A 14,916-nucleotide genomic window follows, 5' to 3' on the forward strand; every position below is an offset into this window, starting at 1 on the left:
TGTTAGGTTAGCAGGACGTTCTTAAATCCTTCTATGTTCTTGATGGCGGCGCCTGTGCCACGCACTACCGCTCTTAATGGGTCTTCGGCGATGTGGATCGGCAGCTTGGTTTTGGCAGCCAAGCGCTTGTCCAGGCCGCGCAGCAGAGCGCCACCGCCTGTCAGATGAATACCGTTGTCGTAGATGTCGGCAGAAAGCTCCGGCGGCGCGATCTCCAGCGCCTTCAGCACAGCCTCCTCTATCTTGGAAACCGACTTGTCGAGGGCAATGGCAATTTCCTGGTAGGTTACCTTGATCACCTTCGGGATACCCGTCATCAGGTCGCGGCCGCGGATCTCGTAATCAGCAGGAGGGTTTTCTATTTCGGTCAGCGCTGCGCCAACCTCTATCTTGATTTTCTCGGCTGAGCGCTCCCCGATCAGCAGGTTGTGCTGGCGGCGCATGTAGTCCAGGATATCCTTGGTAAACACGTCACCGGCAATGCGGATAGACTGGTCGCACACGATGCCGGACAGGGCTACGACGGCAATCTCCGTTGTACCACCCCCGATGTCCACGATCATGGAGCCGATCGGCTGCTCCACGTCGATGCCAATACCGATCGCGGCGGCCATCGGCTCCTGGATCATCCATACTTCCTTGGCACCTGCGTGCTGCGCAGAGTCGCGCACGGCACGTTTCTCCACCTCCGTGATACCCGAAGGGATACAGATAACCATGCGGTGCGAAGGCTGAAACAGGCGACGGCCCGTGTCGATCATCTTGATCATGCCGCGGATCATCTCCTCAGCGGCGTGGAAGTCGGCGATCACCCCATCCTTCAGCGGGCGGATGGTTTTGATGTTCTCGTGTGTCTTCTCGTGCATCTGCATGGCGTTGCGGCCAATGGCCAGCACCCGGCCAGTGGTGCGATCCACGGCGATGATAGAAGGCTCGTCTACTACAATTTTATCGTTGTGGATGATCAGGGTATTGGCGGTACCCAAGTCAATGGCTATATCGCTGGTTAAGAAATTAAATAGTCCCATGGTGAAGTATGAACGGCGCGCGGTTGCCTGTTATATTTTCTGTATACAATATTTCTAATCAAAAACTTGCGGCAAAATTAGTGAATTTCAGTGGAATTAATAATGTAAGTACTCTTCTGTGTCCTGAATAAAAATTTTTTTTTTGTACAAAACAGGCGAATGTGCCTGTTCAGGTATCTAACGCAGGTTGAAGCGGTAAATTGAGCGTGGCGTTCGGAGTTGCCTGGCGGGCACAAAAAATCCCCGGCTTTTTAGCGAGGCCGGGGATTTAAATCAATAAGTAAAATTATATTTTGATCGCTTAGTGCTTGAAGTGGCGCACGCCGGTCATCACCATAGCCATGCCGTGGGCATCGCAGTAGTCGATGGAGTCCTGGTCTTTGATAGAGCCGCCCGGCTGCACTACCGCCTTAATTCCCGCTTTATCGGCAATCTCCACACAGTCCGGGAACGGGAAGAAAGCATCGGAAGCCATCACGGTTTTGCTCACGTCGAAGCCGAAGCTGTTGGCCTTTTCAATGGCCTGGCGCAGGGCGTCCACGCGGGAGGTTTGGCCCACGCCGCTGGAGAACATCATTTTATCCGTCGCCAGCACGATGGTGTTGGACTTGGTGTGCTTGCACACCTTGGCGGCGAACACCAATGCCTTTTTCTCCTCGGCAGTAGGCTGGCGCTTGGTGGCGGTCTTAAAGTCGGCCTCTGTCTCGGTTGCCAAATCCTTGTCCTGCTCTATCACGCCGTTCAGCAGCGTCTTAAACAGTTTGGTTGGCAGCTCCACCGGTTTTTGCTTCAGCAGAATGCGGTTTTTCTTTGTCTTTAAGAGGGCCAGCGCCTCCTCGTCGAACTCCGGCGCGATCAGCACCTCGAAGAAGAGTTTGTTCAGTTCCTCGGCCACGGCCATGTCAATGGTGCGGTTGGCGATGAGCACTCCGCCGAAAGCTGATACCGGGTCAGAGGACAGGGCATTCAGGTAGGCCTCTTTCATGGTCTCGCCAGTGGCGCAGCCGCAGGCGTTGGTGTGCTTCAGGATGGCTACCACCGGTTCCTCGAACTCCGCGGCCAGGGCCACGGCGGCGTCTACGTCCACCAGGTTGTTGTAAGACAGCTGCTTGCCGTTCAGCTGCTCAAACAGGTCCTCCAGCTTACCGTAGAAAGTACCTTTCTGATGCGGGTTTTCGCCGTAGCGCAGCGGTGTGCTGTGCTGTACGCTCTGTTTAAAGGCCTGCGTTTCCTCACCGGCATTCATGTAGTTGAAGATGTGGGTGTCGTAGTGCGAAGACACGTTGAAGGCCTTGGCGGCGAAGCGCTTGCGGTCTTCCAGGTCGGTGGCACCGTTTTTCTCCTGCAGCAGCTCTACTACCTCGCCATACTGCTCTCTGGAAGAGACGATCAGTACATCTTTGAAGTTCTTGGCAGCCGCACGGATAAGTGAAATGCCGCCGATGTCTATTTTCTCGATCACATCTGCCTCTGATGCACCTGACGCGACGGTTTCCTCGAACGGGTAGAGGTCCACCACCACCAGGTCAATCGGCGGGATTTCATACTTCTCGCGCTCCGACAGGTCGCTGTCGTTGTCGCGGCGGTGCAGAATACCGCCGAACACCTTCGGGTGCAGCGTTTTCACGCGGCCACCGAAGATAGACGGGTAGTCGGTCAGGTCTTCTACGGCCACTACGTTTGCGCCTTGCTCCTCCAGGAAGGTTTGCGTGCCGCCGGTAGAGTAAATGGTGACGCCGTGTTGCTTCAGCAGCTCCACCAGTGGCTCCAGGCGGTCTTTGTAGTACACCGAGATCAGTGCGGACTTAATTTTAACGGGTTGCATGGGAATGAAGGTATTGGTTGATTATTGGTTTTTAGTTTAAGCCTTCTCGAGCAGCAGCTTCTCTACCACCTCCGGCAGGTGCCGGTGCTCCAGCTGCAGCACGCGGGCAGCCAGTTCTTCGGGGGTGTCGGTGGCTTGCACCGGGCAGCGCTCCTGAAGTATAAACTCGCCTTTGTCGTACTCCTCGTTTATGTAGTGGATGGTGATGCCCGACTCCGGCTCCTGCGCCTGAAGAACGGCCGTGTGCACATGCATTCCGTGCATGCCTTTGCCTCCATACTTGGGCAGCAGGGCAGGGTGTATGTTGATGATGCGGTTCGGGAAGGCGCGCAGCAGGTTCAGCGGCACCAGCCACAGAAAGCCGGCCAGCACGATCAGGTCGGGGGCAAAGGACTGCACCTGCTCCAGCACCTTGCCGGTGTTGTAAAACTCATCCCTGGAAAACAAAAGAGCCGGGACGTGGAAGGTCTCGGCTCTTTTGAGGGCATACGCTTTCGGGTTGTTGGAGAACAGGGCGGCCACACGAATCTCAGGGTGGTGCTCAAAGTGCTCCAGCAGCCGCTGCGCATTGCTCCCTGACCCCGAAGCGAAAATGACTATGTTTTTCTTATCCTTAGGTTCCAAAAGTACGGTCTTGTAATGAAGCTGCAAATATAGCGGGTTATGCCATAGATGCTAAGCAAAGAAGTATAAAAGATACAGACTGCTTACTCCCCTTCGTAAAAGTCGATCAGCGCGGCAAAGTACGCCTCATCCCAGCCTTCGGTAATGTCTTCGTAGGCTTCGTCGGGGATGTTCAGGTGGCGCAGCTCGGCCGAGGTGCCGTACTTGTGCGGGTGCAGTTTGATCGTAACGATGGACCGCTCCTCCTGCTCCCCGAAGTACCACTGCTGCACCAGCATCCTGCCTTCCTCAAACTCCAAGTTCTTTCCGGTGATGCTGCCTTCCCAAAGCGAAAACTCCGAGCCCGGCTCCGTAGACATCTCGGCCGGCTCTCCGGTCCAGAGTTGCAGTGTTTGCGGGTTCGTCAGGGCGATGTACACCTCCTCCGGCTCGGCAGGGATGATGTAGTATTTCTTGTAGTCTTTCATGGTTCTTTAAAAGGATGTAAGACACAGGTATCAAGACCCAAGACTTCTTTCGGTATACTTGAAAAAAGAGCTTATAAGTGTTTAAGGCAGAAATTGCTTTATGATAAAGTCTTGTGTCCTGAGTCTTACTACTTATGTCTAAAAGTTACTTCCAATACCTCTCTATAGCTACGGCTACACCGTCGTCTATGCTGTTCAGGGTAACGTTATCGGCTACGGCTTTTACTTCTTCGCGGGCGTTGCCCACGGCTACGCCCATGCCCACAGCCTGCAGCATGTCTATGTCGTTGTAGTTGTCGCCGAAGGCCATCACCTCGTGCAGGGCTATGTTAAAGCGGTCTTGCAGCACGAGCTCCAGTGCGGTGGCTTTAGAGATGGCGCGCGGGGCGATCTCCAGGTAGGTGTCTTTGGAGCGGTAAGCGTGTACCTGGCCAACATAGTTGGTGGTTAGCTCCTGTTGCAAGGCGTCAATCTCATCGGCCGGGCCCATGCACATTACTTTATGTGCCCCGGTCTCCGCCTGGTGCCAGTTTTCGAGTATTGGGGCCAGCTCCGCTACTTTAGGCGAGACTTTGGTGTTGTTCTTCTCCCGCTCTGCCCAATAGTCGAACTGTGGCACATACCAGTTGTCCTGCTCGTAAAGGCTCACGTGCAGGTCGGTCCCTTTGGCAAAGTCGTGAATGGTTTGGCAGACCGAAGGAGTTATCTGCACGGAGTCCAGCTGCACGGGTGCTGTCTTGCCGTCCTCGAAGTAGATCACATAGCCACCGTTAAAGCAAATGAGTGGGTGGTGCAGGATGCCCAGCTCCTGCTGCAGGTGGCGCATGGCGCTCGGCATGCGCGAGGAGGCCAGGATTACGGGTACGTCTGTGTCTAAGCTTTTGATCGTGTCGATGGTGCGCTGCGAGAGTTGGCGCTCGCTGTTCAGCAGTGTGCCGTCTATGTCAGTGCAAATGGCTCGGAATTTCATGTGGGATAAAGTCACCTGTATGGTTGCGGGTGCAAGTTACAAGTATAGCGGCCCAAAAGCTAATCAACTTCAGGCCAGCTGCTTGCTCTTGGCCTTCAGCGACCAGGTGTAGCGGAAGGTGGCCACCTGCTCGCCCGCCTCGTTGCGGCCTATGCTGGTTGCTATTACCGTAACACCCTCTCCGGTGGCCTTCGTCTTGTCGATGGCTTCCTGTATTTGCTTCCCATCCTCACAGCTGAACGTTATTTTGCCCACAGCCTTTTTGGTGAAATCGGCTTCCATGTGCACCACCAGCATTGACACCGCCGGGGTCGACTTGTGCACGTGCATCATACACAGCACCCCCGTCGACAGCTCGGCAGCCATGCTCAGGCAGGCAAAGTAGATGGAGCTGAACGGGTTTTTGTTGAGGTACTTGTACGGGATGGTAACAGTGGCGCGCTCCTCGGAAATAGAGGCGACCCGCAGGTCGGCCATGTAGGCCATGGGCAGTTTGGCCAGCATAAACAGGCGGAACTTAACAGGCGAGGCCACCATCTGGCGGAACTCAGCGGCTTTATCTTTAGGTGCTTTCATGATGCTATCGTTTATACTTGCCGTGTTCCCGCCCGCCTTGGGGAAAGGGGAAGTGCAGCAAGTATAAATATAGGTAAATAAAAGTATAAAGCCTTGCTTAGCGGGTGCTGCAGTCTTTGCAGATGCCTTCGGCTGAGAAATGCATGCGCTCCACCTGGTACCCCTGCGGCAGCGAAATAGGGGGGATGTGTACTTCGTTCAGGCAGAACGTCTGGCTGCAGGCAGTGCAGCTAAAGTGGACGTGGTTGTCGTGGTGGTGCTGGCGGGAGCAGCTCTCTTCCTGGCAGAGGGCAAACTTCACAGCCCCACTGACATCGTTAATGCTGTGGATTAGCCCTTTCCCCTCGAAAGAGTACAGGGTGCGGTAAATGGTGACGCGGTCGTAGCGGTCGCCGATGAGCCGTTCCAGGTCGGCGTGAGACAGGGCGTGGCCGTTATGTAGAAACTGGCGCAGCACCTCCTGGCGGCATCCAGTTTTGCGTAAACCATAGTCCAATAACAGCTGTTGCGCTTTTTCCATTTTCTCTAACATTCACTGTCCTCAGCAGCCTTCAAATATACAGGTTTATCCTCATAAAACATAAAATGCAAAAAAGGGCAAATAGTATATAGTAAAAAAAGTATAGAAAAAGGCAAGCAAAATCGTACCGCTTACGTATGAAATTTAAAGTTACACCTAGTGCTGAATAGTTATATCCATTAGTTACATCATTATAAGTTCTTACAATGAAAGCAACTCTACATGCTTATTTAACCATTATAGCGCTTGCCCTGGCAATTGGCACCAGCCAAGCACAGTCAACCATCCAGGAGCCGACGATTGACGGCACCTTGGACACTTACGAGAACCTGGAGGTAGGCGAAGACTACCTGTGGCAGGTGTTCGTGAGGCCGTACGACTATCTGGGCGATAGCGTAAACCTGGAGATACAGCTGCTGAACCCGGAGCTTCGCGATAATTTCACACTGCTTTACAACTCCAACAGGGAGGCCCAGAATGAGGAGGAGGCCACTTACTCTCAGGTGGAGTTTAACGAAGCCGGCTTTGCCATGGTTGGCCCTCCGAAGGGCGAGAAGATGGAGGGAAACTACCGGGAGTACTTTAAAATTAACTTTGCCGAAGAAGGCGTGTACGGTTATAAACTAACCCTGCGCCGCAGGGACGGCACCGACCTGGCCAGGCTGGACGAAAGTGTGCAGGTGGGCACGGTAGCCGGCATCGACGATATGATCGGTGGCACGCGCGTAGCCGTTTACCCTACTGTTTCGGAAGGGGCTGTGCGGCTTAACCTGGGCCAGATCCGCAACGCCAGCGTGGCTGTGGTGGATATGCTGGGCCGCAAGGTGCTGGAGGTAAGCAAGGCAAACGGGATAGTGGAGATCAACACACAGGACTATGCCCGCGGTACTTACTTCGTTAAAGTGTTTGCAGAAGATGACGTGGCGTCGAGCCGCCTGATCGTAAGATAATTTCCTTTGCTTATTGGTTACGTTTAAGCCTGGGGCAGCTGCCCCAGGCTTTTGTTCTTTATAGCAGCAGCATGGAGAGAATGCCGGTGAGCATGATAAACTTGTTTAAGTTGCTCAGGTAAGAGAAATCGCGCTTCCGGTCGGCACGCACCAGTTTAGCCACCAGCCACACACTGGGCAGCAGCACCAGCACGAGCATGTAAGCGTCGAAGAGGGGCTTGGAGGCGGGGTGAAAGACCACGACGAGGACGAACACTTGGAAGAGACCAACGAGCGGGTACAGCACCAGCTTCGTCCCGCGCAAACCCGCTACAATAGGCAAGGTGCGGCAGTCGAAGGAGGCGTCGCCTTTCATGTCCTCCACGTCCTTGATGATTTCGCGGATTAGCGATATGAGCAGCGCAAATAAGGCAAAGCCGAGGGTAATGCGGTTGAGGGTGTCGTTGTAAACCGCCACAACCAGCAGCATGGAGGCAGACAGCAGCGCAATGACTACGTTGCCCACCAGCAGCATTTTCTTAAGCCGGGCCGAGTAGCCCCAGAGCAGCAGCACCGCGCCCAGGTTGATCAGCGCTACAGGGATGGACAGGAGCAGGCCGAGCAGCACGCCCACCGCCGACAGGATCAGGTGCGCGAACATCGCCCGGCGCCTGCGTATGCGGCGCCCCACCAGCAGCCTGTCCGGCTTGTTTATGGCATCGATCTTAACGTCGTAGTAGTCGTTGATAATGTAGCCCGCGGCGGCGATGCACACCGTTGACAGCACCAGCACCTGAAAGCCCGGGTCCAGCAGTTTGGCCCAGTCAACGCCGGGAGCCAGCAAACACGCCTGCACCAGCGCCTGGCTCAGCACAATCATCACAAGGTTGCGGGCACGTATGAGGGTCAGAATATACTTCACAGGTAAATCAGGCCGAGTGGCTGCTGTAAAGTTACGACACAGCGGCAAACGGGCAACAAAAAAAGCCCCGGTAGCGGGGCTTTTCCTGTATCAGTAAGTATGCGTCGTTAGAACTTCTTCACATTTACTGCATTGATTCCTTTTTTGCCTTCTACAGTGTCGAACTCAACGCGGTCGTTTTGCTGGATCTGCAGACCGTTCAGGCCAGTCACGTGAACAAAGAAATCTTCGTTCGTGTCGTCCTCGGTGATGAAGCCGAAGCCTTTAGACTCAATAAAAAACTTTACTTTTCCTGTCTTCATAAGTAATTGAACTGTTAATGGTAATTAAACTGAGTGTAAACTAAAAAAATGATTCAATATATGCAATAGCATATTAAAGAAATTCTTCAATTCCTTTGCAAAATAGTATAAACGATGTTTAACTACCAAGTGTCCTGTGCCTTCATTACCTGCTCAACAAGCTCACGCACAGCGCCTCTGCCCCCGTTTTTGGTAGAAACGAAGGTGGCGATTGCCCGGATATCGTCGGCTGCATCGGCGGGGCAGGCCCGCAGGCCGCAACGCTGCATGACCTCAAAATCAGGCATATCGTCGCCCATGTAAGCTACTGTTGCCGGGTGTATGCCCTGCGTGTAAATGTAATCCTCCAGCGCGTCCACCTTGTCCTCAATCCCCAGAAAGATGTCCTCTATGCCTAACTGGCTCAGGCGCTTACGCACCCCGGGCTCGTTTTTGCCGGAGATAATGGCCACGCGGTAGCCCTGGCTGATGGCGTGTTTAATGGCAAAGCCATCTTTAATGTTGAAGGCGCGCACCTGCTCCCCGTCGGCAAAGCAGTAGAGGAGGCCGTCGGTTAATACGCCGTCCACATCGAAAACAAAGGTGTTGATGCGGGTAAGGTCTGTTTGAGTGATTGACATCTTGGCAGAGACAACAAGTGAATAATAGGTTACTTACATGCTAACAAAAGCAAAAGGCCCTTTACGGTGAAAGAGCCTTTAAAAGTATATAAAATTCTGAATTTATACGTGCGGAGGGCAGGTATGATTTAGTCCTGGTTATCGCGCCACTCGTATACCCAGGCTGCCTGTATTTGCTCCAGGTGGCCTTCGTTAGCCTGTTCGCGGGTGCCTACAAAGTTCGGCAGCGACAGTACCCAGTCCAACAGCTCGGTAAAGCGGATGCGGTAGATCTTAGACTCTGTAAAGTCATCGCCGAACTTCTCGTAAAGTGCCATGGCGATGTCTTCGTAATCGTTCCAGTGTATTGGTGGCTCGTAGCTCATACTCTTTTTCAGTTATCGGTTATCATGTGGCGTTTACCGCACTAGTGCCGATAAACGCCTGCTGTTAAATGTAAAGGATTAATGGCCCAGGAAGTCCTGCTCCGGAATGGTTACCACTATGTCTTCGTTGCCCTGCACCACGCACTGGCAACCCAGCCTGGAGTTAATGCGCGGGTCAACGGCGCGGTCAATGTAGTCCTCTTCTTTGTCGGAAATCTCCGGCAGGTCGTCCATGCCGGCCTCTACGTACACATGGCAGGTGCTGCAGCCGCACACGCCGCCGCAGTTGTGCTGCAGCTTGATGTCATTGTTCAGGGCTACATCCAGCACCGACTCGCCTTCTACAGCTGGGTGGGTTTCGTCCGGGGAGCCATCTGCAAACTTAAACGTTATATTTACAACTTTCATGTCTGTGTCTTTATTCTAAACTGCAAAGTTACAAAGCCAAGCTACCGAATCAAAGTGCACTTGTAGGAATGGCACGGCTTTGGCCGCGCCCGGCTGCTCCGTTAGCTGCCGTTGTGGGTGGCCTGTATACTTTGTGTGAGGAGGCGGTAGAGCGCCTGTTGCCGGGGGTGCTGCTGCAGCATGTGCAGGTGCTCCTGAATAACGTTCTCATCGTGGCGGACGGCGGGACCGGTCTGCACGGTGTAAGGGTGCTGCTGCATGGCTTTGGCTATTGTTTCCTGCACCAGCGGCTGTAACAGCTCCAGAGGTAGATCCGCCTCCTGCAGCAGCTGCTGGCTGATGCCGAGCAAATGGTTTGTAAAGTTGCAGGCGAACACCGCCGCCAAGTGTAGCTGCTTGCGTGCCTCCGAGGTAACCCGCTGCACTTTGGGGGTGATGCTGTGGGCCAGCTGCTCCAGCTGCTGCAGGCTTTCCGCCTCCTGTGCCTCCACGAGCAGCGGCACCAGTGCAAAGTCGACCGGCTTGGACTTGGAAAAGGTCTGCAGGGGGTAAAAAACGCCTGGTTTTGCTCCTGCTACGCTGTTAAGTACACCCATAGGCACAGAGCCGGAGGTGTGCGCCACAATGGTACCCGCCTTTACCTGCAGCGCCGCGGCCACACCGGCAAGCGCGGCATCGGGCACCGCTACCAGCACAATGTCTGCGCTTGTTTGCTGGAGATCCAGGGAGGTGAGGGCATGCGCCTGCGGCAACAGGCGTGCGAGGGCTTCGCGGTGCGCAGGTGTGCGGCTGTAAATGGCGCTAACGGTGTTCCCGGCCGCCTGCAGCGCCTGCGCCAGGTGCCAGGCTACGTTTCCGGCGCCGATAATGGCTATGTTCATACTTTGGTTCTATGTTCCTTAACTGCGGCGTGGTAAGCTTCCATAATCTGCTGGCAAACAACACTTCTGGAGTACCTGCTGCAAAACTCGTTTCTAATTGCCTCCTGGTCGTACTGGCTGTAGCTGCTGTAGATCTCCAGCAGCGCGTGGTGCAGTTCCTGAACGTTGCCCGGCTCTACTAAAAGGCCGTTGTTGCGGTTAATGATACTGGCTGGCCCACCGCAATAGGTACCGATGACAGGCTTGCCGCATGCTGTGGCCTCCAGCAGCACCAGCGGCAGGTTCTCGTAGAGGCTTGGCAGCACAAAAACATCACACTGCCGGTATGCCTCCAGGGCGCTCTCCCGGTTCAGTACGCCAAGCCACTCTACCTTATCCGCTATCGCCAACTCCTCCACCAGAGCTTGATACTCCTCACGGCAGGAGCCGCCGCCCCCGATGCGCAGACGGCACTGCGGATGAGCCGCAAGGAAAAGCTTGAACGCCTGAATCAGATAACGTATGCCCTTGCCTTCTTCCAGCCGCGCCAAGGTGAAGAACGTTGTGGGGAGGCTGTTTTTCTGATGCCCCGGCGAAGGCTTGAAAAAGCTCTCATCGGTGAGGTTGGGGATGTACTGCACGTGGGGAATGCCCCAGTGTTGCAGCGTTTCCTTTTGCTGTGGGCTTACCGCAACGGTGGCAGCAGCGTGCTGCAGAGGCTTCTGCAAATAGGGGCTTAGCTGCCCGGGCCTTAACAGGAAATCTTTAAACGGGAAGGGCCCCATGTGCTCAGTTATAAGGTAGGGGACCTTGTACCTGGCGGAAAGGTGCATGGCCACCCAGCCCGCCGGGTAAGCCGTATGGGCATGTAGCACATCTACCGGGCCTGCTGCTGCCTCAAAAGCCTTTAAATGGCTTTCATTCGCTTTGATGATGGTATCGATATTGCCTCGCAGGATCTTCCGGCTCCATGTGAAGGCTGGGGTGTAGTATTCTGTTAAGTTAGGCCCAAGCTTTGTTTCGGATGTTTGCCCGCGCCTGTGCCTTAGCACTTTGGCCAGGTTCCTGACGTGGTCCTTTGCCCACAGCTGGAGATCAGGGTTGTGCGAGCCCCAAGTGCTGATAGCGAAGTTAGAGCCCGGGTACGCCTGTGCCAGCGCCTCTGCCTGCTCCCGCACGAATATACCCGAGTGGGGCCTGTGCTGTGTAGGGTACCAGGAGGGGATGACGAATACATTCATGCTGCGCTCAACTTAAATCAAAAAAAGGCAGGCGAACCCGCCTGCCTTTTCAAATCTAATTATTTTAGCGTTAGGCCGCCTGTACTTTTCTTTTTTCTTTCGGAGCGGCAGCTTTCGGCTTTTTCTTTCCTTCGTCGTTTCGGCGAATGATGGCCATCACAAAACCGATAGACATCACGATTGTGCCTATCCAGAGAACGTTTACAAACGGCTTCTCCATGGCTTTCAGAATGATGTAGTCCTTCTGAGAGGCGTTCACACCGAGCTTGAACTTATTGTTTTCTGTGTCGATGTTGAGGAACGTGATACGGAGGCCAAGGTCAGCCACCTCTTCCGGCACGCGGCCCAGCATCTGGTCCTTGATCATCAGCACCGGGTGCGCGTGGTAGTTCTTACGCTCCCCGAAGATCTTCATGTCGGCCTGCACTGCTACGTCGCCTGGCTCCAGTGCTACGCCTGGCACTTGCTGTATCGGCTCAATACCGTTGAACACCGCCACATAGTCGTTCAGAATGATGGTGTCGCCGGCGGTCACCTCGTACTCCTGCAGCTCACCCCACTCTTTCTCTTCATTCGGGTCCGGAATAGAGGATACGTGCGTGTACAGGTCCTTGTCAGCAAAGTGCTTGATGTCCGGAGAGGCTAACAGGCCCATGTTCGGGTTTACCTGAGCGCGTGGGTAGAGTGTAAAGGACTTGTCTCCGTCACGCTCTTTATACTGCACCTGGTAATAGATATTCTCCGGGGAAACTACCTCCAGCGTATCGCCGGTCTCAAAGTATGTTTTGTCCTTGGCTTTGATCGGGCCGCGGGCGATGGCTTTGTACTCATCCGCAGTCGGGAAGAGCAGCTCGCGGTTTACATAGCCCGGCACACCGGCTATCTCCTGAAACTGACCGTGGTAGCTTACAGAGTACTTGTCCATCTCCACCGGAGAGTTTCGCCACAGCAGCACGTTGTCACGGTTAATATCATCCGAAAACTCACGGGAGTACACCATGCCTGAAACGTTCTGCGAGATGATGTTGGAGTAGCCTGAAGAAAACAGGATACCGATCAGCATCAGGGCAATACCGATGTGCGACACAGCACCACCCGAAAGCGATACTTTCTTGTGCAGCAGGTTCAGGATGATGCTCAGGTTGGCGAACACAGAAAACAGAGCCGCCACCAGCAGCGTGATATACACCGGGTTGTCAATTGTTTCGTTGAGCACCCCAAGTTTAGACAGTACGATAATAAGGCTGGCAAACAGCAGGGTTAGCATGCCCGGCAGCGTAATGGCGTCCAGAAAGCTGCCTTGGTTGCCTTTGCGCCACCACAGCAGCTGGCCGATGCCAGAGATCACGGCCACGGCTACACCGCCCCACAGCTGGAACTTGGTATAGTGTGCAATCTGATCTGCCGGAAGGGCTGCATTAGACTCAAACCCGATAAAGCCCATAAAGGAGTTGTAAACCGGGATAGAGGTGGTGAACAGCACCTGGAAGGCCGCAAGGCACAGCACAATAGCGCCGATAAACACCCAAAACTCACCGCTGTAGGTAGCGAGCTCTTTCTGCGTTGTTGGGATGCTCTTCCAGCGATAAGCCAGCAGGGCAACAGCCAGTACGGCAAACACCGCCAGGTAGGCAAACAGCTGCCCAGACAGGCCCAGGTCTGTGAAAGAGTGTACCGATGCATTGCCCAGGATACCGCTACGGGTCAGGAACGTGGCATACAGAATCAGCAGGAAAGAGGCAATAACAAGTATGTAAGAAGCCTTCAGGCCGGACTTGCCGCGGCGGTAGGCGATCATAGTATGAATCGCGCCCACCAGCACCAGCCATGGGATATACACGGCGTTCTCTACAGGGTCCCAGTTCCAGTAGCCACCAAAGTTCAGCGTTTCATAGGCCCAGTAGGCACCCATGATAATACCTATGCCTAGCACCACTGCCGCAAAGTGCGACCATGGCAGCGCAGGCTTTACCCACTCGGTAAACTTGCCTTTCCAGAGGCCAGCCATAGCGAAGGCAAAAGGCACCAGCGTTGCGGCGAAGCCCAGAAACAGGGTAGGCGGGTGAATCACCATCCAGTAGTTCTGCAGCAGCGGGTTCAGGCCCGTGCCATCGTTGGGCACAAAGTTAGGGTCCAGGGCAAACACCGGCGCGTCTGTCATAAAGTCGCGCATCAGGATGAAAGGAGAGGAACCTATTTTCAGGTCTCCGATCACCACACCCAGGATCATGGAAGTCAGGAAGAGCTGTACAAAGGAGAACATCGCCATCACAGGCGCCTCCCATACTTTGTCTTTCCTGCCGCCTCGTATCAGTGCCAGGCCCAGCAGCACATGCCAGAAGATCCAGAGCAGGAAGGAGCCTTCCTGGCCCTCCCAGAAGCAGGAGATCATGTAGTGCACCGGCAGGTGGTTGGAGGAGTGGCTCCAGGCGTAATAGTATTCGTAGCGATGCTCGTAAATAATGTTGAACAGCGCGAAGATGATCATCATAACGGCGGCTCCGTGCACGTAGAACGCACCGCGTGCCAGGTTGCGCCAGCTGTTGTCGCCGGTTGCTTCTACCTTGGCGCGAGAGGCCATAAAATAAGCATAGGAGGATACTATGGCCGCTACAAAAGCCACAATCACACTCGCATGGCCAATATCCCCGATCAGCGTATTAATCATTTTTAACAGTTAAAAGTTTAAAGTTGAGAGGTTTGAGTTGAGTAGGGAAAAGAGTCATCACTTTAAACTCTTAACTTTCAACCCTTAACTAAACTACAGGCTTGCTGTGTTCTGCTGTACTTCCTTCTCCACGTACTTCGACGGGCACTTGAGTAGGATCTTATCGGCTACAAATACGTTTTGCTGCATGTTGCCCGTGATTACCACCTGCTCTGAGCGCTCAAAGTCCTGCGGTTTTGGGTTATAGTACACCACCTGCTGCTCTACACGGTTGGTGTCCACCAGGGTAAAGGTAAAGTAGTTGGGGTCCACGAGCGGGTCGTAGTTCATGCCTACAATGTGGCCCTGTGGGTCTTTCTTGAGGCGGCCTACCACGTGCACTTTGGTCATGTCGCCGTCCTGGGAGCGCTCAATGGCCTCGCCGAAGCTAACGTAGGTGCTGGCATCGCCTACTGACGACATAATGATGACGATTGCCGCTGCAATCACGAGAATACCGATGATGTGTGTCTTTTTCATCTGTCAAGTATAAATCTGGTACTGCTATTCTTGTTGCCTAACATGCCACTGGCTATTTTAAATCCATAGCGC

The 14,916-nt window shown here is 54.1% G+C and carries 17 protein-coding genes; 1 reads left to right on the top strand and 16 read right to left on the bottom strand.

The genetic code is table 11. From position 1 onward, the window contains the following. Positions 1-2: 2 nt before the first annotated feature. The 7 genes from CA264_RS18675 to CA264_RS18705 form a co-directional block, all read right to left on the bottom strand. Positions 3-1,028: a rod shape-determining protein gene (locus CA264_RS18675; protein ID WP_025608913.1), complete on the bottom strand. Its 1,026-nt coding sequence runs from the start codon at positions 1,026-1,028 to the stop codon at positions 3-5. A 301-nt stretch (positions 1,029-1,329) separates the two neighbouring features. Continuing rightward, positions 1,330-2,853 carry a bifunctional phosphoribosylaminoimidazolecarboxamide formyltransferase/IMP cyclohydrolase gene (gene purH / locus CA264_RS18680; protein ID WP_025608914.1) on the bottom strand — a complete coding sequence of 508 codons (1,524 nt, stop codon included), beginning with the start codon at positions 2,851-2,853 and terminating at the stop codon, positions 1,330-1,332. A gap of 36 nt (positions 2,854-2,889) precedes the next feature. Further along, positions 2,890-3,477, bottom strand: coding sequence for a phosphoribosylglycinamide formyltransferase (gene purN / locus CA264_RS18685; RefSeq protein WP_025608915.1), 588 nt, complete (start codon positions 3,475-3,477; stop codon positions 2,890-2,892). Between the two features lie 83 nt (positions 3,478-3,560). Beyond that, the gene (locus CA264_RS18690) at positions 3,561-3,944 is read right to left on the bottom strand and encodes an SRPBCC domain-containing protein (RefSeq protein WP_025608916.1); all 384 of its coding nucleotides are present in this window, start codon (positions 3,942-3,944) and stop codon (positions 3,561-3,563) included. Between the two features lie 145 nt (positions 3,945-4,089). Then, on the bottom strand, positions 4,090-4,914 hold the full coding sequence (locus tag CA264_RS18695; protein WP_025608917.1) for an HAD family hydrolase: 825 nt from the start codon (positions 4,912-4,914) through the stop codon (positions 4,090-4,092). A gap of 69 nt (positions 4,915-4,983) precedes the next feature. Next, on the bottom strand, positions 4,984-5,490 hold the full coding sequence (locus CA264_RS18700) for a PaaI family thioesterase (RefSeq protein WP_237151142.1): 507 nt from the start codon (positions 5,488-5,490) through the stop codon (positions 4,984-4,986). Between the two features lie 97 nt (positions 5,491-5,587). Beyond that, entirely contained in the window at positions 5,588-6,010 is a 423-nt protein-coding gene (locus CA264_RS18705) for a Fur family transcriptional regulator (protein ID WP_025608919.1), read from the bottom strand. A 206-nt stretch (positions 6,011-6,216) separates the two neighbouring features. Between CA264_RS18705 and CA264_RS18710 the strand changes: the two genes are divergently transcribed. Next, positions 6,217-6,960, top strand: a complete 744-nt coding sequence (locus CA264_RS18710) for a T9SS type A sorting domain-containing protein (RefSeq protein ID WP_025608920.1) — start codon at positions 6,217-6,219, stop codon at positions 6,958-6,960. Positions 6,961-7,018: 58 nt separating this feature from the next. Here the strand turns inward: CA264_RS18710 and CA264_RS18715 are convergent, their stop codons facing one another. The 9 genes from CA264_RS18715 to CA264_RS18755 all read right to left on the bottom strand — a co-directional run bounded on the left by CA264_RS18715 (position 7,019) and on the right by CA264_RS18755 (position 14,844). Then, positions 7,019-7,861, bottom strand: coding sequence for a geranylgeranylglycerol-phosphate geranylgeranyltransferase (locus CA264_RS18715; RefSeq protein ID WP_025608921.1), 843 nt, complete (start codon positions 7,859-7,861; stop codon positions 7,019-7,021). Positions 7,862-7,968: 107 nt separating this feature from the next. Continuing rightward, positions 7,969-8,163 carry a cold-shock protein gene (locus CA264_RS18720; RefSeq protein ID WP_025608922.1) on the bottom strand — a complete coding sequence of 65 codons (195 nt, stop codon included), beginning with the start codon at positions 8,161-8,163 and terminating at the stop codon, positions 7,969-7,971. A gap of 122 nt (positions 8,164-8,285) precedes the next feature. After that, entirely contained in the window at positions 8,286-8,783 is a 498-nt protein-coding gene (locus CA264_RS18725) for a KdsC family phosphatase (protein WP_025608923.1), read from the bottom strand. Between the two features lie 128 nt (positions 8,784-8,911). Then, a complete protein-coding gene (iscX, locus tag CA264_RS18730; protein ID WP_025608924.1) occupies positions 8,912-9,148 on the bottom strand; it encodes a Fe-S cluster assembly protein IscX in 237 nt (78 codons plus the stop codon). 78 nt (positions 9,149-9,226) lie between these two features. Beyond that, on the bottom strand, positions 9,227-9,556 hold the full coding sequence (locus CA264_RS18735; RefSeq protein WP_025608925.1) for a 2Fe-2S iron-sulfur cluster-binding protein: 330 nt from the start codon (positions 9,554-9,556) through the stop codon (positions 9,227-9,229). Between the two features lie 101 nt (positions 9,557-9,657). Next, a complete protein-coding gene (locus CA264_RS18740) occupies positions 9,658-10,437 on the bottom strand; it encodes a Rossmann-like and DUF2520 domain-containing protein (protein WP_025608926.1) in 780 nt (259 codons plus the stop codon). Continuing rightward, a complete protein-coding gene (locus CA264_RS18745) occupies positions 10,434-11,657 on the bottom strand; it encodes a glycosyltransferase (protein ID WP_025608927.1) in 1,224 nt (407 codons plus the stop codon). Before CA264_RS18745 ends, CA264_RS18740 begins: the two co-directional genes overlap by 4 nt. A 70-nt stretch (positions 11,658-11,727) precedes the next feature. Next, positions 11,728-14,325, bottom strand: a complete 2,598-nt coding sequence (gene ccsA / locus CA264_RS18750) for a cytochrome c biogenesis protein CcsA (RefSeq protein WP_025608928.1) — start codon at positions 14,323-14,325, stop codon at positions 11,728-11,730. A 93-nt stretch (positions 14,326-14,418) separates the two neighbouring features. Next, positions 14,419-14,844, bottom strand: coding sequence for a cytochrome c maturation protein CcmE domain-containing protein (locus CA264_RS18755; RefSeq protein ID WP_025608929.1), 426 nt, complete (start codon positions 14,842-14,844; stop codon positions 14,419-14,421). Between the last annotated feature and the right edge of the window lie 72 nt (positions 14,845-14,916).

The organism is Pontibacter actiniarum (assembly GCF_003585765.1).
Lineage (GTDB): Bacteria > Bacteroidota > Bacteroidia > Cytophagales > Hymenobacteraceae > Pontibacter > Pontibacter actiniarum.